Below are 23,521 nucleotides of genomic sequence, written 5' to 3'. Positions count from 1 at the left end.
CTACCCTACAATCGGGACTATCAAATACGCAGTCTTAACCGTAGTCCAGGGTTTTAAATAGTTGTAGGAGTCGACGTGGAATTAATTAGCTTAGCGTTATTGGGGATTTTAATTGTGATAAGTCCCGGTGCTGACTTTGTTTTAGTGCTTAAAAACAGTATCGGAAAAGGGCGCCAAGCCGGGTTGTGGACCGCAGCGGGGATCAGTGCTGCCATCTTTGTCCACATCAGCTACTCGATGTTGGGAATGAGTTACCTAATCTCACAGAATGAGATGCTGTTCAATGCCATCCGCTATGCCGGCTCAGGCTACTTGATCTACCTCGGCATAAAAGGGTTAATGACGGCCAATGAAGGCTTGGCGAAAATTGAAACGGATACTGTTAAAAAGCGAGCAAGCCGATATTTCCTGCAGGGTTTCCTATGTAATGTACTCAACCCAAAAACAATGCTGTTCTTCTTGAGTATCTTCAGTCAGCTCGTTGCTCCAGACAACGCTCAGAACTCACAGGCTTTCATTTACGGTGGTTACATGGTTGCGCTTCACGGTATCTGGTTTTGCCTAGTGGCCATTATCTTCACGTCTGCATCACTACAATCGACTATGCAGCGACTGAAGAAACGGCTCAACCAAGCCTGCGGGGCTGGCTTGATTGCCTTTGGTAGCTTACTGGCCTTCCAGTCCTAAACTTTTCTATAAGCAACAAACACAAAAAAGCCGGTAAGTCCCAATGGGCCTTACCGGCAAACTGTCAGAGTTCCCCTCAGACAACAGAACACATCTAACCTAAATGGATTTTCTCCATTTGGTTTTAAGCTAGATCTTCGCCATTGCTCGCAATGACTTTTTTATACCAGTAGAAGGATTTCTTGGGGGTACGATCCAAACTACCGTTACCTTCGTTATCGCGGTCGACATAGATAAAGCCATAACGCTTGCTCATTTCACCTGTCGATGCCGCAACCAAATCAATACAGCCCCATGGCGTGTAACCCATCAACGGCACACCGTCGGCAATTGCATCCTTCATCGCTTCAACGTGGGAGCGCAGGTAGTCGATACGGTAGTCATCGTTGATCTCGCCGTTCTCATCGATAGTGTCTTTGGCACCTAGGCCGTTCTCTACCAAGAACAATGGCTTTTGGTAACGGTCGTACAGCGAGTTCATGGTGATACGCAGGCCAAGTGGGTCAATAACCCATCCCCAGTCACTGGCTTCCAAGTGCGGGTTTTTAATCGACTTCACCACGTTCGCCGCGCTGGTGTTGCCGTCGTTCATATCGGCAGAGGCACAGCGAGACGCGTAGTAGCTAAATGAAATGAAGTCGACGGTATTTTTCAAAATCTCGAAGTCTTCTTCATGAATTTCAAGCTTCACGCCTTTCTCATCAAACACTTTCTGGGCATAAGACGGGTAGTAACCGCGTGACTGAACATCAATAAAGAACAAGTTTTCGCGATCTTTCTGCATCGCCGTGAAAACATCTTCCGGTTTGCACGAATACGGGTAGAACTGGCCACCAGCCAACATACAACCCACTTGGTTTTCCGGGTTAATCTCATGGGCGATCTTAGTCACCAGCGCGCTAGCTACCAACTCATGGTGTGCCGCTTGGTATTTGACTTGATCGTGGTTCTCGCCTTGCTGGAAAGCGATACCGGCACCGGAGAACGGGCTAGCCAGCAGGATATTGATTTCGTTGAACGTCAGCCAGTATTTCACCAAGCCATCAAAGGCTTCGAAACAGGTACGGGCATAGCGCTCAAAGAAAGTGATCATCTTGCGGTTACGCCAAGAGCCATATTCATTGACAAGGTGCATAGGCACATCGAAGTGGCAAAGGGTCACCAACGGCTCGATGCCGTATTTTTTACACTCTTCGAAGACAGAGCGGTAGAAATCGATACCCGCTTGGTTCGGGGTTTCCTCATCGCCATTCGGGAAGATACGCGCCCAGGCAATCGACATGCGGAAAACCTTGAAGCCCATCTCGGCCAGCATCGCAATGTCTTCTTTGTAACGGTGATAGAAATCAATAGCCTGGTGGCTCGGGTAGAATTCGTCCGCGTCTAATTCCACTTTATCAACCTGACCCAGCTTAACCGGCATCCGGTTTTCACCGTAAGGGATCATATCTACTGTGGTTAGCCCCTTGCCGCCTTCGCGGTAAGCACCTTCAGATTGGTTTGCCGCAATCGCGCCGCCCCATAGAAACCCTTCCGGGAATTTAATATCAGACATGGTTTGCCTCTTATTTTCGCTAATTACCGCACGTTACCGCGAATTGTTGCAAAGCCACCTCGTTTAGAGGTGGCTCATTTTACTCTTCAGTGAACACTATGCCGTGGCAGGTTTTGCTGTCACTGGTGTTTCAGCTTCTTCAGCGCTTTCTTTCGCTGATTCTTTAGCTGCCGTCGGGTTTGCTTCATCTTCGTCGTTAGGAATGTCTTCAAAGCCTAGGACAAGCGTCAGTACGAAAGACAGAACTACTGACAGTGCCATCAAGCCAAGTACCCATACCAGGCTCATCGGGTCGTTGACGTCGATAAACTGGACACTGGTGAACAGGCTAGGTGCTGCCATAGAGTGACTTGCAATTCCCGCCATACCCGCAAGGCCACCAACGATAAAGCCAGTGATAAGCGTAGCGATTAGAGGACGTTTCAGGCGAACCAATACACCGTATAGTGCAGGCTCAGAGATACCCGCCATCAATGCTGAGGCACCTGCCGCCATAGAAGTTTGCTTAAGTGCGATGTTCTTGGTTTTCCATGCTACTGCCAGACACGCACCACCCATACCGATGTTCGCGCCGATTTCAGATGGCATTACCATGGCTTCAGTACCGGTTTCAGCAATGGTCTGGATGATTGTTGGGGTAAATACGCGGTGCATACCGGTAAGTACCAATAGCGGCCATAGTGCACCCATAATAGCAACAGCCAGTGGACCCAATGCGCCGTGGATTGTGTATACCAGCGCCGAAATTGCAGTACCGATCCAGATACCCATAGGACCAACAAGTAGGATACCGATTGGTGCAGCAATCAATACGATCAGCATAGGTTTCAGGAAGTTCTTCGTCACAGCAGGTGTGATGCTATCTACCCAGCGCTCGATGTACGACTGGATCCAGGTCATGATAAGGACTGGAATAACCGTGTAGGTATAACGTACTGACGTTACTGGGATACCGAACAATTCAACCGCACGACCATCAGCAGCCTGAGCCATCAAATCAATAAAGTTCGGGTGAACCAACACACCGGCAATACCGATTGCCAGTGACATATTGGTCTTGAATTTAATCGCAGCCGATGCCGCTACCATAATAGGCAGGAAGAAGAAGGCGCCGTCACCAATAGTGTTGAGCAAAATGATCGTCGAGTGATCGGCTTCGTAGATGTTGAACATCAATAGTAGCATGGCAGCCAGTTTAACCATCGAGCCACCGATAATCGCAGGGATCAGTGGCGACATGGTACCGACTAGTGCGTCAAGCATCTTGGCGCCAATCACTTTAGGCGTCAGCTTAACTTTTGGTGCAGGAATATCTTCAGCAGCCGCGCCGTCAAAGTTTAGCAGTTTCATCACTTCTTTGTAGGCAGCAGCCACATTGTTACCAATGATCACCTGACATTGATCACCATTGTGCACGACACCCATTACACCCTTCACGCCTTTAATAGCGGCGGCATCAATTTTCGCTTCGTCTTTCAATACGAAACGTAGGCGGGTCATACAATGGGTAAGAGCAACAACGTTATTAGCGCCCCCCAATTTTTCAACGACCGAGCGGGCTACCGCGCTGAATTCTTTCGACATCTTCTCAACTCCTGCGTGTACGGAGAATAGTTGGCTAGCGTAAATTGCGGCCTATTCCCCAATAAAATGCGTTAAATGTCACCCGATAAAATGTAAATTCTGGTGACCATCAATTTGTTTTTTTGCTTACTGGTTGATTTCACTCACCAGTTGACCAATAGCTTGCCAATCGCCTTGGTCAATTAAATCGTTCGGAACCATCCAGGTGCCGCCACAGGCAATGACTTTTTCCAGTGCCAGATAGTCCGCCACATTGGCTGGGCTAATCCCACCCGTTGGCATAAACTCAACCGGGTAAACCGCCGATAGCGCTTTTAGCATGCCAATGCCACCTGAAGGCTCCGCCGGGAAGAACTTCAATGTTTTCAGGCCAAGCGACATCGCCTGTTCCACTAGGCTCGGATTGTTGACACCCGGAATAACAGCCACATTCTTCTGCTGGCAGTACGCCACCGTGGTCGGGTTCAAGCCTGGGCTAACAATGAAATCAGCACCCGCTTCAACTGCCTGATCTACCTGCTCAGTTGTCAAAACTGTACCGGCCCCGATTAGCATGTCTGGGTAGGCTTCGCGCATCAGGCGGATAGATTCCGCCGCCGTTTCGGTGCGAAAAGTAATTTCGGCACACGGCAAACCGTTCTCTACCAACACCTTTGCTAGTGGTTTTGCCTTGTCAGCCTGTTTGATAGCAATGACTGGCACGACCTTCATCGCACTAAGTTTGCTTTCAATCGTCTGTTCCATTTCTCTCCCCCTCTCCATGGCACAGCCGTTCTCTAAATCCGGAACAAAATTGTTGCTGTGCTGAACATGGTGTTTTGATGAATTCTTGATTCAGTGGTTCACAACCATTCAAGTTACGGGTAACATGTTACCAATAACATTCGTGAAATAAACCCGATTTTGAAGATCATCTGAAAAATGAGATCCAGATCAGAAAAAGATTCAAGGAGCTTATATGGTGGGGAAAAGCATCATAGTGATGGGGGTATCGGCATCAGGGAAAAGTACTATCGGTTTTGAGCTTGCCCAGCGCATTGGCGGTAAGTTTATCGATGGTGATGACCTGCACCCGAAAGCCAACATCCTGAAAATGGCCCAAGGGGAGCCACTGAACGACCAAGACCGTGAGCCTTGGTTGGAGCGGATCCGTGATGCCGCATTCAGCATTGAAAGCAAAAACGAAACTGGCGTCATTGTCTGTTCGGCATTGAAAAAATGTTACCGGGAACAGATTCGTGAAGGGAATCACAATTTGGCCTTCTTATACCTGTCTGGATCTCAAGAAGTGATCAGGGAGCGTATCCGGCTTCGCCAAGGGCATTTCATGAAAGAGAACATGATTGCCAGCCAATTTGCGGTGCTGGAAACACCTGTCGATGAGGCTGATGTCATCACTGTGGACATTGACCAGAGTATCGAAGCCATTTTGGACAGCGCTGTTGCCCAACTCACAGAACAAGCAATGCCAGCTACCGCCCAGGAGATCACCGCATGATCCACCCAACCATTACCTTGATCACCGAACGTATCAAAGCCCGCAGCCAAGTTATCCGTGCGAACTTTGAAGACAAAACAGCGTACCAGGCTGAGCAAGGAAAAGGGCGAGCCAGCCTGTCCTGTGGCAACCTTGCCCACGCAGTAGCAGCTTCGTGCCAGCAAGAAAAGCAGCAGATCCTCGATTTCACCCGTGCCAACCTTGCCATTGTCTCGTCTTACAATGACATGCTGAGCGCCCACCAGCTGTACAAAAACTACCCTGACCAAATCAAATCGGCGCTGCAGTCGCTAGGACATACGGCGCAAATCGCCGGTTGTGTACCCGCGATGTGCGACGGGGTCACCCAGGGCCAGCCGGGAATGGATATGTCTCTGTTCTCCCGTGATTTAATTGCCCAGTCGACAGCCTTCTCGCTGAGCCACAATGTATTCGATGCCACCTTGCTGCTGGGTATTTGCGACAAAATTGCCCCTGGCCAGTTAATGGGAGCACTTAGCTACGCTCATTTGCCTACCGCCTTCATTCCAGCCGGTCCAATGCCAACAGGTATTACCAACGATAAGAAAGTGGCCGTACGTCAGCAGTATGTCGCTGGAGAAGTAGGCAAAGATGCGTTGCTAGAGATGGAGTGCCAAGCCTACCATTCCGGTGGTACCTGCACGTTCTACGGTACAGCCAATACCAACCAGCTAGTGTTCGAAGCCATGGGATTGATGCTACCTGGTTCGGCTTTTGTGGCACCGAATACCGAATTACGCTCAGCCCTTACTGAACACGCCAGCCTTGCATTGGCATCCATGACTGCGGACTCCCCTAACTACCGCCCTCTTGTTGACGTATTCACGGCTGAAAACTTGGTCAATGGCGTGGTCGCCCTGCTAGCCTCGGGCGGCAGTACCAACCACACTATCCATATGCTTGCTATTGCCCGCGCAGGCGGCCTCATCCTTACCTGGGATGACATCAGCGAACTCTCTGACATCGTGCCGCTGCTAGCCAAGATGTACCCTAACGGCCCGGCAGATATCAACGCCTTCGAGCAAGCTGGCGGTGTACCGGCCCTGATGAAAACACTGCATGAACGCGGCCTGCTCAATACAGAGGTGAAGACAGTGTTCGGTGAGTTTGCCGACCAACTCACCCAGCCAATCATCAAGGATAACAAGCTGGTATGGCAACCTGTTGGCGAAAGTCGCGATGCTGAAGTGATTGCTGCCAATGACCAGGCATTCAACCAAACTGGCGGTACCAAAGTGCTCAAGGGTAACCTTGGCCAGGCCGTTATCAAGGTCTCTGCGGTCAAGCAAGAACACCAGTTTATTGAAGCGCCTGCGAAGGTCTTCCGCTGTCAGCATGACGTTGAAGCGGCCTACCAAGCCGGTGAGTTCACCGGGGACTGCGTTATTGTCGTCAGTCATAATGGTCCTGCCGCCAACGGTATGCCGGAACTACACAAGCTGATGCCAATCCTTGGCAATATCCAAAAAGCCGGTCATCAAGTCGCTTTGGTTACTGACGGCCGCTTGTCTGGCGCATCCGGCAAGATCCCGGCAGCTATCCATGTGTCACCGGAAGCACTGCGCGGTGGTGCTATTGGCATGATCAAAGATGGCGATATCGTGAAACTCGACTGTAGCACCGGCCTGCTGGAAGTCGCGGTTGATTTTGATCAGCGCCAGCCAGTCCAGCTTGATACCGAAGCCAGCCAAATTACTTGGGGAAGGGATATCTTCAAGGTAATGCGTGAAAATGTCGGCGGTGCCGACGAAGGCGCGAGCTTCTTGTTCTAAGCGGACAGCAGCACAAACAAAAATGGGAGCACTTGCTCCCATTTTTTATTGGCCCTTATCTACAAGCTTTCGCCCCTGCTAATGGTAAAGCCCATATCAAAGACATTGCGCTCGCTGCGCTTGCCGTCAAGCGCCTGGAGCAGAAGCTCTGCGCTCTTCTCGCCGATTTGGTATCGCGGGGTATAAATACTGGTTAGGCGTGGCGTAATGGCTTGGCCGATATCCAAGGCGTTGTAACCAACGACACTGATTTTCTTGGGCACTTCAATACCCCGCTCATTACAGGCAAGAATAGTACCGATAGCGATATCATCATTGGTACAGAACACGCCGTCTAGCTCCGGGCACTCTGCCAAGGCACGACTCAGCAACTCTCCCCCGAGGGTGAAGCTGGAGTGCTCATGGGTCAGGATATGGTATTTCGGCAAACCGGCCTCTTCCATCGCCTTGTCATAGCCTTCCATACGCAGTTTGGTACGGGTATCCAAGCGGGCACCAAAGTAGGCAATATGGCGCTTGCCCTTATCGAGCATAGTTTTCACCGCCGTATAAGATGCATGGATATGATCCAGCCCCACCACCATATCGACAGGGTGACTCGGTAGCTCCATCGCTTCAACCACCGGCACCCCGGCCGTTTTGATCATCTGTAGCGTACGCTCGGTATGGGACGTACCGGTCAAGATAAGCCCGTCGACCTGATAAGAAAGCAGGGAGGCAATTTTGCGCTCTTCAATTTCTTCATCGTAACTAAAGTGGGCAATCAGGATTTCGTAGCCGTTAGCATTGGTAACCGCTTCAATACCTTGGGCAAAACTGGCAAAGACCTGGTTAGACAAGGAAGGCAGCAATACCCCTATCGCTTTGCTGGAAGACTTCGACAGCATGGCTGGCGCGCGGTTTTGGATATACCCCAGCTCTTCCACCACTTCGGCGATCTTATCCCTTGTCTTAGCTGACACTGATTCAGGGTTGCGCATGTAGCGGCTGACGGTCATTTTGGTGATGCCGACACGGTCAGCAATATCTTGCAGGGTAGGACGCGCTTTTCGTTGTTCTTGTGTCATAACAATAGGATAAGTTACTGCTAGGTTTTAAATGTTACAGTAACATATCACTGTAACAACTATAACGCTATCCAAAAATTATCATGCAAGCTTCTTACTGCCAGTAAAAGCGCCCTTCCCACACCAAGGGCAGCATAAATATCTGAACCAACCTATGTTTATGGTGCTTTGCATTAAAACTGTCATAACTCCGTCATGCAATGGCAAGAAATTCCCTATAAGTTCCATTTTTTCTTCTTTTGGAACTCCAACATGGATAGACGTACCCTTCTAAAAGGCATTGGCCTCGGCACTTTAGCCAGCACATTGCCAGTTTCAGCCGTGGCGCAAAACACGCAACACAAAGACAATCAAATCGGCTTCAAACGTGCCCCGGTGAACCATAAAGGGGACTTAGAAGCTATCTATGTACCAAGCACCGATGGTGAGCCGCTTAATCTTGTTGGTAAACAGGACTTTGATCTTCGTATCTTGCATGTCAACGACCTACACCACAGGTTAATGTCTGCCTCCGAACGGGGCGATACCTACCAAATGGCTCAGATTGCCAAGCAGGTCTCTTCTGCCCGTAGCGCTTCTGGTGATAACGAAGCTGTCATTTTCGTAAGTGCTGGCGACGACCACATAGGCTCTGAATTTGATGAGCTACTAGGTCTTGCTCCTACATCCTTTGAAATGAGTGCTGTTTACCGCGCCTACAGTGCAGCAGGTATGGATATGGCTGTTATCGGTAACCACGAATATGATAAACAGACCGAAATTGCCCAACTACAGATCAGTCAGGATGCAAGATTCCCTGTACTGAGTGCCAACCTCGTCGGTTCTATTTTTGATGATTATCACTACCCATATGCCGTGGGTATTGCCAACGGTATCCGTATCGGGTTTATCGGTTTGACGACTGATGAAGCTATATACACCCAAACAGCAACGGATCCCAACCTTACGGTCTCCAGTCCGCAAAAGGCATTATCTGACGCGGTCAGCCTACTTGAAGAGCATGTCGACGTTTGGGTGATCCTGTCGCATTTGGGCTATAACGGCGATCTGCTTGGCTCAACAGAACGCCATGTCCTAGCCTTTGGTGACGTGGATGTTGCTAACTTCATGCGTAAGCACTCAACAAAGCCTGCCAGCATTATTGGTGGCCATACCCATACTGTACTCAATGAGCGGCAATTAGAGCCACGCAATCACTTCGGTACGGCTTCAATTCACCAAGCCGGTGCCTATGGCCGCTATCTTGGTGAGGCTATCGTCAAGGTCAGAAATGGGCAGCACCAAGGAACTGAAGCTAAGCTGCTGCCGGTTCTACCCGGTCACGGTGAAGGTAAAATACAGCAGCCCGAAGACTATGATGCTGCTTTCCAAGCTACTTACATCACCCCAATTATGGCAAGTCTGCAAGAGAAACTGGGCGAGCACCTCGGTAGAACAGATAATATTGAAACCATCTCTGTTGCAACCAATGATATCGATAGGTATATCGGCGAATCCGCCATCGCAAATTTTATGAATGATGCCGTGGTTCACCAAAGCCAATATTTCCCGTCAGGGACAGTGGATATCGCAGTATTCAACGCCACTGGCGTAAAAGGCTTACCGGTTGGACAGGATATTACTTTGGGCGATATCTACAAAATGATGCCGTATGCCGATGATATCGTATTGATTGACATGACCGGTAGCCAGCTATTGGCCATGTTGGAAAGCAATATCAAACGAGTCTATCTGCGTAGCGAACTGACACCATTCGGTGGTGACCAAGATCCAAGAGGCTTCCTAGAGCGTGGCTTCCTACATTTCTCTTCACGTTTGAGATACGGCATCAATACAGGTGAAAACTCAGTCGAAAACCAACTTGTCGATGTGACATTCGATGACAAGCCTATCGACCCTGATCAGCTGTTCAAGGTAGCAATCAACAGCTACCTTGCCAATGGCCGCGGCAACTGGGCTGGTAACGAAGTGACTCTTGGCCTGACACGTCCTGCTAAAGGGTTCTCTATCGAAGGGATAGCAAAAGAAGCTTCCATAGAAACCGGGCTGCTATACCGAGCTGAACTGATTAACTACATCAAGAATGCCGCCGAGGGTAAAATCAACCAACAGACTGGTGTCAAGATTGATGGCCGTGTGACTGTATCCTAAAAGGTATTGGAACAATAAACAGCTGCCAGTAGGCAGCTGTTTGTTCTCAGAGATTTAATCCGAACGGCCACGTCCTTCAATAGCCCACTGCTCGACAACCATGCCGTCACGAACACCATAAAGCACATCAAAATTATGCAAGGTTGTGTCACAATGACTGGGAAGCATAGTAAGCACTTCCCCAACCTTCAATTGTTGGTGGCCCTCAGGCAGGTGGAGGATCCCATGCTCATCACCGCCACATTGGTAAGTCACTTCCGGGTAGGTCAAAACCTTAGGCATGCCCAAGTCAATCGAAAGTGATTTCATACCCGCATCAACAACGGCACGATTCGCAGCAGGATGGCTGATAACGGTCGTCAGCACATTGAGGGCAGGACTGAACTGGCGGTTCGTGACATCACATAACTCATCACCAATAGCGGCATAAGTTGCGTCCATAAATATATATGAACCAGACTGGATTTCGGTATAGCCAAGCCCCAGATAGGCAGCAAACGTCCCGGTACCGCCACCAGAGACGATCCCTGGCTTCAAGCCACGAGGAGCAAGCGTAGTATCAATAAAAGCGAACACATCACGGACAGCATCAAAAGCAGCCTGCAGCCGGACTTGATAGCCTTTAACCAACTGCAAGTGCCCACTGTATGCTTGGATACCATCATAACGGACACCTTCTGTGCGATTAATTAGCTCAATAAGTTGAACCAGAGACTCGTCAGGCAGTACGCCACAGCGCATCTGGCCACTTTCGACTTCGACCAGCACACCTACTTCAATCCCTGCCTCGGTTGCTAAACGGGCAATCGTCTTCACATGTTCAGGGTGGTCGATTACTTGGCGTATTACTGTTTTGGGATGCTCTTTACACAAGTCAATTAAACGACGGTATTTGGCCGCACCTGCAATGGGAGTTGTGATCAACACATCACGGATTCCCCCCTTGACCATGACTTCTGCTTCGCCGAGTTTTGATGTACAAATCCCAACAGCACCAGCATCAATTTGCATCTGTGCCAGTGCCGGAATTTTATGCGCCTTGGTATGGGGACGAAGGGTTAAGCCCAGCAAATCTATTTGATACTGCATCTCTTTGATATTTCGGGTCATCTCATCAAGATCGGCAATCAAAGCCGGGGTATCTAAGTGGGTGATTGGAAAAGGAGTGTTCAAAATATAAGCCAACGAATACAAACCATATGAGAATAAAATGTACCACAGATATTCCCCACGGACCTTAATGGCATTTTTCAGTTACGTTTAGTGATGAGATGCTCAGTTTTATTGCTTACGTCTTTTTATGCTTTAGATATCATAATAAGATCATGCTTTATTTGGTATTTACCATTACCGAGGTTCTTCTTATAATAACCTTAAGCTTTATGTGGTTACTTGCTCATCTTTGTGTGACGATAAAGAATTCCTCATTTCACAGTTACAACTCATAGAAAATAATATCCAGCCTGAACTTATAGTTAGCTCAAAATTTAACCTTGCAAATAAAAAGGTTGTTTACAGATGAAATAACTATTTACCCGGTACAACAGTCCCTGCCTGAACAATACAGTTGGTTACAAAGCGGTTTTATATATTGGTGACAGATTTCAATGCTAAAGCATTAGAAACATTACTATAAATAGGGGATTTATTATGTCAGGCTTTAAAATTACCCACCGCAGCGCCACCAAGCTTTCAGAGCGTGTTGCCTATCAAATCACGCAGTTCCTTAAATTCTCCCTGAACCTGTTCTATGGTAAAAAATACGCCAAACGTGCCGTTATCCTTGAGACCATTGCCGCCGTACCGGGTATGGTTGCCGGTATGTTCAACCACCTTAAATCTCTGCGCAGGATGAGAGATGACGCAGGCTGGATCAAAGAGCTGCTGGATGAAGCCCAGAACGAGCGGATGCACTTGATGATCTTCCTTGATATTGCTAAGCCGAGCTGGATAGAAAGGCTATTGGTATTGCTCGGACAAGGCGTCTTTCTTGTGGTGTACAGCTTTATCTATTTGTTGTCATCGCGTATCGCTCACCGGGTGGTCGGATACTTCGAGGAAGAAGCCTGCAAAAGCTACACTGAGTACCTCGAAAAAATTGATGCTGGCGAAGTTGAAAACATCAACGCACCGGACATTGCGATTGAATACTACCAGCTACCGGCCAATGCCAAGCTAAGGGATGTAGTCCTGCGTATCCGCGAAGACGAAGCCGGTCACCGCGACAGGAACCACGGTTTTGCCGATGCTTATGAAAGCAAAACCTTACCGGCGCACCAGAACTAATTTTCAACTGTCACTCCAGGTTTGCTGCGGGCCTTGGCACCAATTGAGGCCCGCTAATTTCGAACGACAAATAACAAAACGAAAACTAACTAGCTTTTGATTTAAAGTATTTATTTATCAGGAACAAAGATAGAGGAATATCTTCATCGCCAAGCTTTGTTTTTATTTTGCTCAATTACCTACCAAGCATTATTCCTACAAACATTTCTGCATCACCAATAGTCTCAGTTAACAACAATAAAACTGATCGTTAAGCCCATCCATTTCGCTCTGCCAGCTATATTTTTATTTACGTTAAAGTTTGGCGAAAATAACTTCGCATCAAAAAACAGGTACTAATTATGAAAATGAAATACCTAAGTACAGCAGTATGTTGTATCTCTGCCTTTTGTGCCCATGCCGAAGTCATTGAAGTCGCGACATTCACTCTCAATACCGGCGTCAGTTACGAAGAATTTGTTCCTTTAGACAAGGCAGTTGAGGTTGAGCATGTATCAAAGCAACCAGGCTTCATCTCTCGCGAGAGTGCAAAGGGAGAAAATGGAGAGTGGCTGGTCATTGTTCACTGGGAAAGCGCAGAAGATGCTCAAGCATCGATGGACTCTTTCATGACAGCCGATGCCGCCAAAGGGTTTATGGCCAAAGTAGATGCCTCAACAATGATCATGAAGCGGTACGAAAAATAAAAAACCGCTCCAATCATTAATTGTTAATGACCAACAACAATAAATGATTGGAGCGGCGAACAACAGGCTCGAAAAACGCGAAAATAGTGAAAGTTCTCATGGCCTGCTGATATCAACAGGCCTTAGTGCAAAAAGCGGGGATGAGTATGTGCTACTAAGGTTAAGCAATTAAGTCATTGATATTGCATTTCAAAGAAAAGAGGCCACCCTAGGGTGGCCAACGGAAAGGAACCTAACGTTATGAGTCTTCGTTATGCGCCGCAAGTCGGCACTGGTTCTTAGCCTCTTCATCATGGCAGGCTTAAATGACCGATTTAGGACGCTTTGGTGTCTTTTTAGTGATAAAAAAAGGCCGGTAGCGAGTCACTCAACGCATACCGGCCAAAGAACACAATGTTACGGGGTATCCCTATTTACCAGTTAGGCAGGTACCAACCATTTCACGTCATACGCCCCCAGCGTAATCTGATCAGTAGGTTGCAAAGGGGAGTGATTCAAAATATCTAGCACAGATGCAGTGGCTAAAATATCGGTGATTGAAAACGGAACCTGTTGCTCTTGCTCGCTGAAGTTACAGATAGCCAGCATTTTCTGGCCGTTGTCATTCAGGCGGGCATAAGCAAACAAGTGTGGATTATAGGTTTCCAGAATCTCGGTTCGGGAAGCACCAAATACTTCATGGTTCTGGCGAAGCTTGATCATTGCTTTTAGCGACTGGTTCACCGACGCCTCGAATGACCCCGGCAGTTGCGCTTTGCCAATCACGTCATCGGTAACTGCAGGCCGGTTTACCCAACGGGCATCATCGGCTTTGCTGCTATCTTCCAGGTAGCTGTGATCGTTGAGAATACCTAGCTCATCACCTTGGTAAATCAGCGGGATACCACCAATGCTCAGGTTGATACTATTGAGCAAGCGAATGCGCTTGAGCGCCAGTTCAATCAACTGGTTGTCATCTTGCTCTAGGCCACGCTCAAGGCCGGCAAGTGATGCCAGCGAACCACAGACCCGGCAATCACCGGTAGTCGGGTTTTCCTGGAACGGCACCCCTTCGGCGAACGAGCCATCAAAGCGACCCGTGTAAAACTGGTTGAGGAAGCGGCGGTGATCGAAGCCGTTAATACCCAACTGATCAGCGATGGCGTCATCGAATGTCCAGCCAATATCGTCGTGGCAACGGATATAGTTGACCCAGCTACAGTCAGGAGAAATATCAAAGCTCTTCTTCAGTGATGCGGTCAGCAATTTGGTTTCTCGGGTAGCCAAACTCTCCCACATCAAAGCCATCATTAGCGGGTTGTAGGACAGCTGACACTCATCTTTGCCGATGTATTGCGCCACTTCATCTGGGTGTACGATCGCTTCCGACTTGAACAACACCGCAGGCGCGACAATTTGCAGGCAGCTATTGAATGCCTGGATCAAAGTATGGGCTTTTGGCAGGCTCTCGCACTGGGTCCACTTTTCCTTCCAGATAAACGCCAATGCATCCAAACGTAGCCCCTCACAACCAATATTGGCGAGGAACAACATCTCATCGGTAATGGCATTGAACACCGCTGGATTGGCATAATTCAGATCCCACTGGAAACTGTTGAACGTTGTCCATACCCACTCTTGCTGAGGCTCGAGGAAAGTAAAGCTTCCGCGGCGCACTGTCGGGAAAATCTCACGGCAGGTCTGGTTATAGTCATCCACTTCTTGCTTGTCTTCGAAGAAGTAGTAGAAGTCTTTGAATTCAGGATCGCCAGCTTTTGCCGCTTCCGCCCAGCGGTGCTCGTCTGAGGTATGGTTGAAAACAAAATCCAGTACCAAGCTGATCCCTTCTGCTGACAAAGCATCGGCAAGGGCAACCAAGTCTTTTTCTGAACCCAACTTCGGGTCGACCAAACGATAATCGGACACGGCATAACCGCCGTCACTATCGCCTTCCGGCGCCTTATACAAAGGCATTAAGTGCAGGTAGGAGATCCCCATTGATTTTAGATATGGGATCTTGGCTTTGAGCTTTTTCAGATCGCCAGCAAACAAGTCAACATATACCGCCATTCCGAGCATTTTCTCGTCGCGATACCATGCCGGTGATTTAAGGCGGCGTTCATCCAGGTTCTTCCACTTTCGCTTGCGGGCAGCAAACGCCTTGGCCAATACCACCACCAACTGTTGGAGATGGAGGAAAAAATCATAACGCTCACCGTATAGCTGGTGCAGCTTGATCACCAAGGCCGGAAAGTGTTCATCCAGACGTTTTAGAAAAGCCTGCTCGTCTTTTTTGGTCAATTTCGGCAGTTCGATAGAATCGAGCACCTGGACTAGGGCTTTTTCAGCCTGTTGAAGCGTTAGCATGCCTGCTCTCCTTGCACTAACATTTTGATGGCACTTTTCAAGATAGGTAACTCGCCGTTATCAACACTGATTGCATACATCGCGTCGGTATTGCTGGCGAAAGCCAAATTGGTAAAGCTAAACTCACCGCCGTTGATCAACAATTCAACCGAGCCGTTGTCCACTAAGGCAGAGATAGAAAACTCAGGACCGACAGGAAGAACGACTGAGTAATCATGGGGGTAGTGCTCATCAATACGCGCATGGCCGAATTGCCCTTTTCGCAACGAGCGGACCTCAAGCCCTGCCTCGAGGTACTTGAACTTGAACTCGATATCACTATCTTCAAACAGCGCCAGTGAGAGGGTTTGGCCTTGAGATAGCGCAGCCGCAAACTCACACTTCATCACCGAGCTTTTCCCTTCCTTGCTTATCCCCTCAAAGACAGAGAGTTCGCCCTCAATTTTCATTTCAAAGCCCAGCACAGCGTCGAGTTCACGGACAAAACGCTGCCCGACCCGCAAGCCAGCTTTGCTCTCAAACAAGAAAAGTTCACGCGGCATTGCCATCGTGCTACGAAAAGCCTGTGTTGGCAATTCCAGAGAGTATTGATGATTGCTCATCCAGGTACTGACGATCCGGCGACCATCTTCGCCCGGAAGATCAGAAAATGACTGGGTCGCGTAATAGTCACGGCCAAAGTCGAGCCATAGGATTTCTTCTGGATGGTTATGGTTAATAAAGCTCTTACCGTCGAAGTCACCGATAAAGTATTGGGTACCTGCACCACCACAATGGGCACCTTCACCAATACCAACAACCAATACCCAGCGGGTCTCTTCGCAGCCTTCTACTTGAAGTTCGAACAAGTCGGGGCACTCCCACGGCCCTTTGCTGTGGGCACCATGGCGGTAGCCGAACTCACTGACCAATTGCCAGTCGAGCAAATTGCTGGAGCGGTAGAATTCAATATGCTGACCGCAAGACACCACCATCACCCAGGCTTGGCTAGCTGGATGCCAAATAACCTTTGGATCACGGAAGTCAGGGTTGCCTCGGGCAGGGATGATTGGCTCACCGTCCTGGTACTTTTTCCATGTCATCCCATCCTGGCTATATGCCAGAGACTGTTGCTGGATAGGATCTTCAACCTTGCGGCCATCAGCCAAAGTCACTTCCGGCTGGATAAATGAGGTATAGAAGGCCAACAAGCCCGGCTTACCATTTTCGAACAAACCAGATGTGTTGTTCCAATCAACAATCGCACTGCCAGAGAAACACATCCCCGACTCATCAGGATAGAGTGCCGGCGGCAACTCCTGCCAGTTAATCAAATCCTGGCTGATTTTGTGCCCCCAATGCATCGGCCCCCACACCGTATCATGGGGGTAATACTGGTAAAATTGGTGATAGTGCCCGTTGAAAAAAACCAAACCGTTCGGATCGTTCATCCATCCCTGATCCGGCGTCATATGAAGTTTAGGGCGGTAAGCCTCTGCCATGTCTTGCTCTTCTTCCGTATCAATCCATCTCAATGCAGCGGATTATGCACCATTAACGTAAACGCTTACGTTAACCTGATCACATTAAAGAAAACAAGAGTATCAATAAAACGCTAGAAATGGTGATTTTAGTTATTTTCTCTGTTGTTAAAGCGAATGAATTCACTGTTCTTTCGTCCACCCAAACCACATTGACGTAAAAATTACGAAAACAACCCTCATTTTTTAGCGAAACCAGCCGTTATCCCCACCCTATTCCTTTTTCTCATACCCCTGCACTTTTATTCGTTTGCTAAGGGCGTGGGTTAGCACAACAATCTAGCCATCACCTATATGCAAGGAATCTAATAATGAGCCATGTTTTCCACCGCTATTGCCATACATCGCTCCCCACAGTGGTTAGCGGTCAAGGGGTATACCTAACTGATAGCGAAGGGAAGCAATACCTCGATGGTTGCGGTGGTGCAGCAGTATCAAATTTGGGCCATAACCACCAAAGGATAAAAGCAGCCATTCGCCACCAGCTAGAAGCCATTCCTTATGCCCATTCCGGTTTTTTCACCAGCAATAACAGTGAGCAACTGGCCAAACGACTGGCAGAACTTGCACCCGGCGCTTTGAACCACACCTACTTTGTCAGCGGCGGCTCCGAAGCGGTGGAAGCGGCACTGAAATTGGCGCGGCAGTACTTTGTCGAAAAAGGTAAACCAACGAAAAGCCAATTCATCGCTCGGCGACAGAGCTATCACGGTAATACCCTCGGTGCACTTTCGGTCGGTGGTAATGAGTGGCGGCGTGAACCTTTCAGGCCGATACTCTCGGCTGCCCATCATATTGCCCCTTGCTATGCCTACCGTGACCAGCAACAGGGAGAATCAGAACTGGACTACAGCCTCAGGGTTGCCAATGAGCTAGAGCACAAGATCCTCGAACTGGGTGCCGACAACGTGATGGCATTCATTGCCGAACCTGTAGTAGGTGCTACCGCTGGTGCCCTTCCGGCAACAGCAGGCTATTTCAAACGGATCAGGGAAATTTGCGATACCTATGATGTATTGCTGATCCTGGATGAGGTGATGTGCGGGATAGGACGTACCGGCACCTTTTTCGCCTTTGAACAAGAAGGCATCGTGCCTGACATTGTTACTGTTGCCAAAGGGCTTGGCGCTGGCTACCAGCCTATCGGCGCAGCCATCGTCCAAGACAGGATCTACCAAGCCATCGCCGAAGGGAGCGGTTTTTTCCAGCATGGCCATACATTTATGGGCCATCCGATGGCATGTGCTGCGGCCCTCGCAACTGTCGATACCATCGTCGATGACAGCCTGCTCGACAACGTCAAACTAAGGGGCAACCAACTCACCGCCAAACTCAACCACGCTTTGGCGCAATTACCTTATGTCGGAGATATCCGGGGCAAAGGGCTGTTTATCGGCATAGAATTAGTCGCAGACAGGCAGACCAAAGCACCACTTCCCAGCTATTCGCAGGCTCACAAAGCGATTAAATCATCGGCCATGAACAACGGGCTGATGTGCTACCCCATGTCAGGAACGATAGACGGCAAATCAGGCCACCATATTTTATTGGCTCCGCCTTTTATTATTGAAGAGCACCAATTGGATGAGCTGGTTAGCAAACTACATACCTCTCTGTTGCAAGCATCGGTGGGGTGGATGTAGGGGCTATGGGCTATGGGCTATGGGCTATGGGCTATGGGCTATGGGCAGAGTTATATTTGAATGACAGGAAAGGAACAGATGGAAAACAGGCACTCTATCGGTCAGGCTGCGATAATTGTGGCCCCCAACGGGGCTAGGAAAACCAAAGCCGATCACCCTGCCCTGCCGATGCTTCGGCAGGAAATCATTGATGAGGTTATCGCCTGCCGCGATGCAGGGGCGGCGATGGTGCACCTCCATGCTCGGGACAAAAATGGCAAGCACTCCTTGGAGATCGACGATAACCTCCACCTCTACCACGCCCTAAAAGAGCAAGTGGGTGACAGCATTATTGTCCAGTTAACCACAGAGGCCGTCGGGCAGTATTCCCCTAGCCAACAAATGGCCTTAATCAACGAAGTAAAGCCAGAAGCTGCCTCCTTGGCCCTTAGCGAATTAATCCCCGAAAGCCAATATTCAGATACTGCCTACCTTGATAAAGCGAGCGGCTTTTTCCATGGTATCGCCGAGCGGGGGATTATCGCCCAATACATTCTCTACAGCCCGCAAGATCTCGAGCGATACTTTTTGTTGTTGGAAAAAGGACTATTACCTGCCTATAACCACCATATACTGCTAGTGCTTGGTCGCTACGACCAACACCAAACCGCCTCACCGCGAGACCTCTCACCTTTCTTGCAACAGCGATTGTTTAATCATGATAAACGTTGGGCAGTTTGTGCTTTTGGAAAATATGAACACCTTTGCCTGACAGCGTCTATGATTATGGGTGGAGATATTCGGGTTGGCTTTGAAAATAACCATGTTAATCATCAAGGTACAGTAGCCTCAACCAACGCAGAACAAGTGGCTCACCTTGCCGAAACCGCCAAGTATTTAGGTCTCGCAACCCTTGATGCTAACCATTTTCGCCAGCTCCTCACTGCTTAGCCAGCAGCAGTATCCATTGGCTTTGCTTTTTGCGTAAAACTCATCAAAAGGGACTTCTATGGGATCTATCAACAAGCTTCTTGCCTACACCGGTGCCGCCGTTTTACTGGGTACCTCGACGCTATCTTTCGCCGAAAACCGTTTTGTTACCATCGGTACGGGTGGTGTCACTGGGGTGTATTACCCAACAGGTGGGGCAATCTGCCGCTTGGTCAATAAAGACAGACAAGATCACAACATCCGCTGTTCGGTCGAAAGTACCGGCGGTTCTATCTACAACATCAATACAATTCGTGCCGGTGAACTCGATCTGGGTATCGCCCAATCAGACTGGCAATACCATGCCTACAATGGTACCAGCAAGTTTGCCGACAACGGGGCATACAAAGATTTGCGTGCTGTGTTCTCCATCCACCCAGAACCCTTCACCATCGTTGCCCGTGCCGATTCGGGGATCAAAACCTTCGAAGATCTCAAAGGCAAGCGCGTCAACATCGGTAACCCTGGCTCCGGCCAGCGCGGTACCATGGAAGTGCTAATGGACAGGTATAACTGGTCGATGAAGGACTTCAAGTTAGCCTCTGAGTTAAAAGCCTCGGAGCAGTCAAAAGCCCTTTGTGACAACAAAATCGATGCAATGATCTACACCGTTGGCCACCCAAGCGGTGCCATCAAGGAAGCCACCACATCTTGCGATAGCAAAATCATTACCGTCGCCGGCGACAAGGTGAACAAGCTGATTGAAGACAACAGCTTCTACCGGGTAGCTACAGTGCCAGGTGGTATGTACAAAGGCAACGCTATTGACGTCACCACCTTCGGCGTCGGTGCCACCTTTGTCTCTTCAACGTCTGTACCAGATGACGTGGTATATAGCATCGTCAAATCGGTATTTGAAAACTTCGATGACTTCAAGAAGCTCCACCCAGCCTTTGCCCACCTGAAGAAAGAAGAGATGATCCGAGACGGTCTTTCGGCCCCGCTTCACCCTGGTGCAGCAAAATACTACAAAGAAGTCGGCTTGATGTAACTGAGTTATCTGCAAGTCATACTTGAACTAAAAAGAGCGCATACGCGCTCTTTTTATTTATGGCTTGAGTTAAAGACTCATGATCTTCTTGAACTCTTCTTCGCTATATTTTTTCTCGGTGCTTTTGGTCAGGTCTGTCATCATCTTGTAGCGGATCTCCGTCGCCATACTCAAGGTGCGCTGCAACTGGCCGTAAGAGAAATCCGACGCCATTTCGACTGCGGTTGCCTTATCTTGGTTGTACATGTCTTTGAGCAGCATATCCATATTGCTCACTTGCTTGTAAAGCTTGCTCTCTTCCTTGTCCCAAGTCGCTTTTAGCATTGGCAGATACTTGTCCGGATTGGCGGTAGCCAGCGCCGTCAGGCTTCGGAACTGCCAGTAAGCTGAGTCATCGCTGTAAGTATCGGTACCTACCGTGTACGGTGTTGGGTACTCTTGCAAGCTGGTGTATAGCGGCACCAACACAGATTCAGACAACACGCCATAGCTCTGCCAGATAATGCCTTGGAACTCTTCCGGCATATCCGGGCGAAGCTGAATAATATGCGACTCAAGCTGGCGTTCTACCCGGATAGGCCGCTCCCCTTTGTCAGCCAACTTGGTACCTTCATAGGTTGAACCCAAAACACTAGCCACATCGCCGACCGAAATTTTGTCATCAGGCTTCATGAACAACGGATATTGCTGCTCGCGGGTGTCCTGCACCTGCGAAGGCGTCAGCATTGCCTGCCCCAACCACTCGCGGTCCACGTTGTAGACATCGCCAATCACCCCAAAGGCCTTGGCAAAGTTAAATGAGTTAGCATCTGGCTTATCAAGCAACTTGTGCTGCTTGACGAAATCCAGCAGCCCTTTTGAGTGCATCACATCCGGCGCGTCCAAATCGACCCCATGGATCCGCAAACCATTGGCAATCATCGCATAGCTATCATCTGGCACTTTCACCGCGATCCAGTGATGCCCAGAACCGATTTCAAACAACCAAGCTTCATTGACATCGGCAATGTACAAGCTGTTACCTTCTCCAGCACCGTACTCTTCAATATATTGGCCCAACAGTTCAACCCCTTCCTTGGCCGTTTTTACCTGCGGCAGGATAAGGGTTGGGATCACCGCTTCGATGATACCAGGTTTCACCAATGGATCAGCCTTGGCCGCTTTGTCATTGACCTCGGCACTGGTGGTGGCTGAAATCGCCACATTGTACTGGTTGATGCCGCGCTCTTCGTAATATTTGCCGTCTTTGTCGACCGTCAGGGCGTCCCAGTCAGGAATGGCCGAATAGGCGTAGAACTGGGTCGGCATTGGCACAACCAGCCCATTACCTAAGGTCCAATCTCCCGCTTCGTTAATCTGCTGAGGACGGTAAGCGAGGTGCTTGTTCCAGTTATTTATGCCAAAGTCCTCGTTACGGGCAATCATAATACTGCCGTCAACCGACGCACCTTTACCGACAATCAATCCCGTACAAGCATTGGCACTCATGCTAAGTGCAGACATTACGGCAGCACTTAGAAGCGTAATAGACATTTTTGTCATCGTATCTCTCCTATGGTGTTAACACCTATTGGAACAATGAATATTATTCAGTTATTCTTTTTATTTCGATTAAGTTAGCACAAAGATCGGTTTATTAATCAAAAGGCAGTGTAAACACAATCAAAGGGAATATTTGCTGATAAGATCACGAATAAGGATTTGCGAGAGAATTAATGCTCGGAAATTTGATCTTGGCAATTGGCCATCATTTCGGTCAGCCACTGGGTAAAGACACATACCTTGCGGGTATGGCGCTTGTAATGGGGCACAATAGCGTAGTAGCCATAATGACTGGTCAGAAAAGAGTTGAGTGGGTTAAATATTGTTTGTTCAGCAATTAAATCATCGACCATAAAGTCAGGCAGCAATGCCAAGCCCAGCTGGTTTTTTACCGCCTCTAATGACAGGTAGAAATGCTCAAACCCAACACCATAGAACGCCATTGGGAAGTCAATGCCATGATGGTTTTTGAACTGCTCCCACAGCTGTGGCCGGGTAACCTGAGGCAGGTAAACATGATCAGCTAAATCATTAAAGTGCCTGATTGACCTCTGCTGTAACAACTTTGGGGATGCCACCAGCCGAAGGTTTTCTCGGCACAAAAGAGTGGCATTTTCGTAATGGTTAGCTAGGGGGAGACACCGAATGATGATGTCGTTGTCAGTGCTAATGTCATTGACCATCCCATCCCCGGTCTTCAGTTGGACTTGAAGATGAGGGAAAGCTTTAGCAAAACTATTTATCTTCGGAATAAGCCAAAGACTAGCAAAGGATGGGGTCACATTGACCGTCAGTACTTCATCAACCTGATCCAACTGGCGCAGGCTAGCTGTGGCGTTTTGCAAGGCTTCGAGCGATTCGGCTATCTGGGGTAAATACCGCAACCCGACACTAGATAACCGGATACCATTGAGATGGCGTTCAAACAAAGGTTGGCCAAGCTGCTGTTCTAACTGAGCAATTTGCTTACTGACAGCCCCTTGGGTAAGGGATAGCTCTCTGGCGGCTTTGGAGAAGCTCAGATGATTAGCGACAGCGATAAAGGTTCGAAGCGCTCTTATCGAGGGGAGTTCTTTCATGTCTAACACTGCCGCTACCCTATTCCTTTAGGTTCAGTCTTTAATTTATGGTTTAAATAGGCAATAGGCAATAGGCAATAGGCAATAGGCAATAGGCAATAGGCAATAGGCAATAGGCAATAGG

General features: G+C 48.8%; 18 protein-coding genes. 9 read left to right on the top strand and 9 right to left on the bottom strand.

What is annotated here, in order from left to right; all coding sequences use genetic code 11:
- Window positions 1-75 precede the first annotated feature (75 nt).
- Window positions 76-687, top strand: coding sequence for a LysE family translocator (locus BIZ37_RS15830; protein ID WP_187462287.1), 612 nt, complete (start codon window positions 76-78; stop codon window positions 685-687).
- Between the two features lie 124 nt (window positions 688-811).
- Here the strand turns inward: BIZ37_RS15830 and BIZ37_RS15825 are convergent, their stop codons facing one another.
- From BIZ37_RS15825 to BIZ37_RS15815, 3 genes are all read right to left on the bottom strand, one after another.
- Window positions 812-2,242, bottom strand: a complete 1,431-nt coding sequence (locus tag BIZ37_RS15825) for a 6-phospho-beta-glucosidase (RefSeq protein WP_187462286.1) — start codon at window positions 2,240-2,242, stop codon at window positions 812-814.
- A gap of 96 nt (window positions 2,243-2,338) precedes the next feature.
- The gene (ascF, locus tag BIZ37_RS15820; protein WP_187462285.1) at window positions 2,339-3,826 is read right to left on the bottom strand and encodes a PTS cellobiose/arbutin/salicin transporter subunit IIBC; all 1,488 of its coding nucleotides are present in this window, start codon (window positions 3,824-3,826) and stop codon (window positions 2,339-2,341) included.
- A 126-nt stretch (window positions 3,827-3,952) separates the two neighbouring features.
- Complete coding sequence (locus BIZ37_RS15815) at window positions 3,953-4,570, bottom strand: bifunctional 4-hydroxy-2-oxoglutarate aldolase/2-dehydro-3-deoxy-phosphogluconate aldolase (RefSeq protein ID WP_187462284.1); 618 nt, start codon at window positions 4,568-4,570, stop codon at window positions 3,953-3,955.
- A gap of 214 nt (window positions 4,571-4,784) precedes the next feature.
- On the opposite strand from BIZ37_RS15815, the gene BIZ37_RS15810 reads away from it, so the two are divergent.
- Both BIZ37_RS15810 and edd read left to right on the top strand, forming a co-directional pair.
- Window positions 4,785-5,324 (top strand): gluconokinase, encoded by a 540-nt coding sequence (locus BIZ37_RS15810; protein ID WP_187462283.1) that lies wholly within the window; start codon window positions 4,785-4,787, stop codon window positions 5,322-5,324.
- On the top strand, window positions 5,321-7,117 hold the full coding sequence (edd, locus tag BIZ37_RS15805) for a phosphogluconate dehydratase (RefSeq protein WP_187462282.1): 1,797 nt from the start codon (window positions 5,321-5,323) through the stop codon (window positions 7,115-7,117). Before BIZ37_RS15810 ends, edd begins: the two co-directional genes overlap by 4 nt.
- A 59-nt stretch (window positions 7,118-7,176) precedes the next feature.
- Here edd and BIZ37_RS15800 read toward each other — a convergent pair whose 3' ends face one another.
- On the bottom strand, window positions 7,177-8,184 hold the full coding sequence (locus BIZ37_RS15800) for a substrate-binding domain-containing protein (RefSeq protein WP_187462281.1): 1,008 nt from the start codon (window positions 8,182-8,184) through the stop codon (window positions 7,177-7,179).
- Between the two features lie 252 nt (window positions 8,185-8,436).
- Between BIZ37_RS15800 and BIZ37_RS15795 the strand changes: the two genes are divergently transcribed.
- Window positions 8,437-10,335 (top strand): bifunctional UDP-sugar hydrolase/5'-nucleotidase, encoded by a 1,899-nt coding sequence (locus tag BIZ37_RS15795; RefSeq protein WP_187462280.1) that lies wholly within the window; start codon window positions 8,437-8,439, stop codon window positions 10,333-10,335.
- 54 nt (window positions 10,336-10,389) lie between these two features.
- Here the strand turns inward: BIZ37_RS15795 and BIZ37_RS15790 are convergent, their stop codons facing one another.
- The gene (locus tag BIZ37_RS15790) at window positions 10,390-11,508 is read right to left on the bottom strand and encodes a DSD1 family PLP-dependent enzyme (RefSeq protein WP_255526778.1); all 1,119 of its coding nucleotides are present in this window, start codon (window positions 11,506-11,508) and stop codon (window positions 10,390-10,392) included.
- 477 nt (window positions 11,509-11,985) lie between these two features.
- Here BIZ37_RS15790 and BIZ37_RS15785 point away from each other — a divergent pair, with 477 nt between their 5' ends.
- A complete protein-coding gene (locus BIZ37_RS15785) occupies window positions 11,986-12,621 on the top strand; it encodes an alternative oxidase (RefSeq protein ID WP_107300518.1) in 636 nt (211 codons plus the stop codon).
- Between the two features lie 341 nt (window positions 12,622-12,962).
- Window positions 12,963-13,307 (top strand): antibiotic biosynthesis monooxygenase, encoded by a 345-nt coding sequence (locus BIZ37_RS15780; protein WP_187462279.1) that lies wholly within the window; start codon window positions 12,963-12,965, stop codon window positions 13,305-13,307.
- A gap of 420 nt (window positions 13,308-13,727) precedes the next feature.
- On the opposite strand, the gene BIZ37_RS15775 is transcribed toward BIZ37_RS15780, so the two are convergent.
- Together BIZ37_RS15775 and BIZ37_RS15770 are read right to left on the bottom strand one after the other, a co-directional pair.
- Window positions 13,728-15,653 (bottom strand): alpha-amylase family glycosyl hydrolase, encoded by a 1,926-nt coding sequence (locus BIZ37_RS15775; RefSeq protein ID WP_187462278.1) that lies wholly within the window; start codon window positions 15,651-15,653, stop codon window positions 13,728-13,730.
- A complete protein-coding gene (locus BIZ37_RS15770) occupies window positions 15,647-17,167 on the bottom strand; it encodes a glycoside hydrolase family 32 protein (RefSeq protein WP_255526777.1) in 1,521 nt (506 codons plus the stop codon). Before BIZ37_RS15770 ends, BIZ37_RS15775 begins: the two co-directional genes overlap by 7 nt.
- Window positions 17,168-17,484: 317 nt before the next feature.
- Between BIZ37_RS15770 and BIZ37_RS15765 the strand changes: the two genes are divergently transcribed.
- From BIZ37_RS15765 to BIZ37_RS15755, 3 genes are all read left to right on the top strand, one after another.
- Window positions 17,485-18,816 (top strand): aspartate aminotransferase family protein, encoded by a 1,332-nt coding sequence (locus BIZ37_RS15765; RefSeq protein ID WP_187462277.1) that lies wholly within the window; start codon window positions 17,485-17,487, stop codon window positions 18,814-18,816.
- A gap of 78 nt (window positions 18,817-18,894) precedes the next feature.
- The gene (locus BIZ37_RS15760; protein ID WP_187462276.1) at window positions 18,895-19,746 is read left to right on the top strand and encodes a 3-keto-5-aminohexanoate cleavage protein; all 852 of its coding nucleotides are present in this window, start codon (window positions 18,895-18,897) and stop codon (window positions 19,744-19,746) included.
- Window positions 19,747-19,804: 58 nt separating this feature from the next.
- Window positions 19,805-20,776: a TAXI family TRAP transporter solute-binding subunit gene (locus BIZ37_RS15755; protein WP_187462275.1), complete on the top strand. Its 972-nt coding sequence runs from the start codon at window positions 19,805-19,807 to the stop codon at window positions 20,774-20,776.
- A 69-nt stretch (window positions 20,777-20,845) separates the two neighbouring features.
- On the opposite strand, the gene BIZ37_RS15750 is transcribed toward BIZ37_RS15755, so the two are convergent.
- Together BIZ37_RS15750 and BIZ37_RS15745 are read right to left on the bottom strand one after the other, a co-directional pair.
- A complete protein-coding gene (locus tag BIZ37_RS15750; RefSeq protein WP_187462274.1) occupies window positions 20,846-22,318 on the bottom strand; it encodes a C69 family dipeptidase in 1,473 nt (490 codons plus the stop codon).
- A gap of 170 nt (window positions 22,319-22,488) precedes the next feature.
- The gene (locus tag BIZ37_RS15745) at window positions 22,489-23,406 is read right to left on the bottom strand and encodes a LysR substrate-binding domain-containing protein (RefSeq protein WP_187462273.1); all 918 of its coding nucleotides are present in this window, start codon (window positions 23,404-23,406) and stop codon (window positions 22,489-22,491) included.
- Window positions 23,407-23,521: the final 115 nt, after the last annotated feature.

The organism is Photobacterium sp. BZF1 (genome assembly GCF_014349205.1).
Lineage (GTDB): Bacteria > Pseudomonadota > Gammaproteobacteria > Enterobacterales > Vibrionaceae > Photobacterium.
The sequence above is the reverse complement of the archived record's forward strand: the minus strand, read 5'-3'. Positions and strand labels throughout refer to the sequence as shown.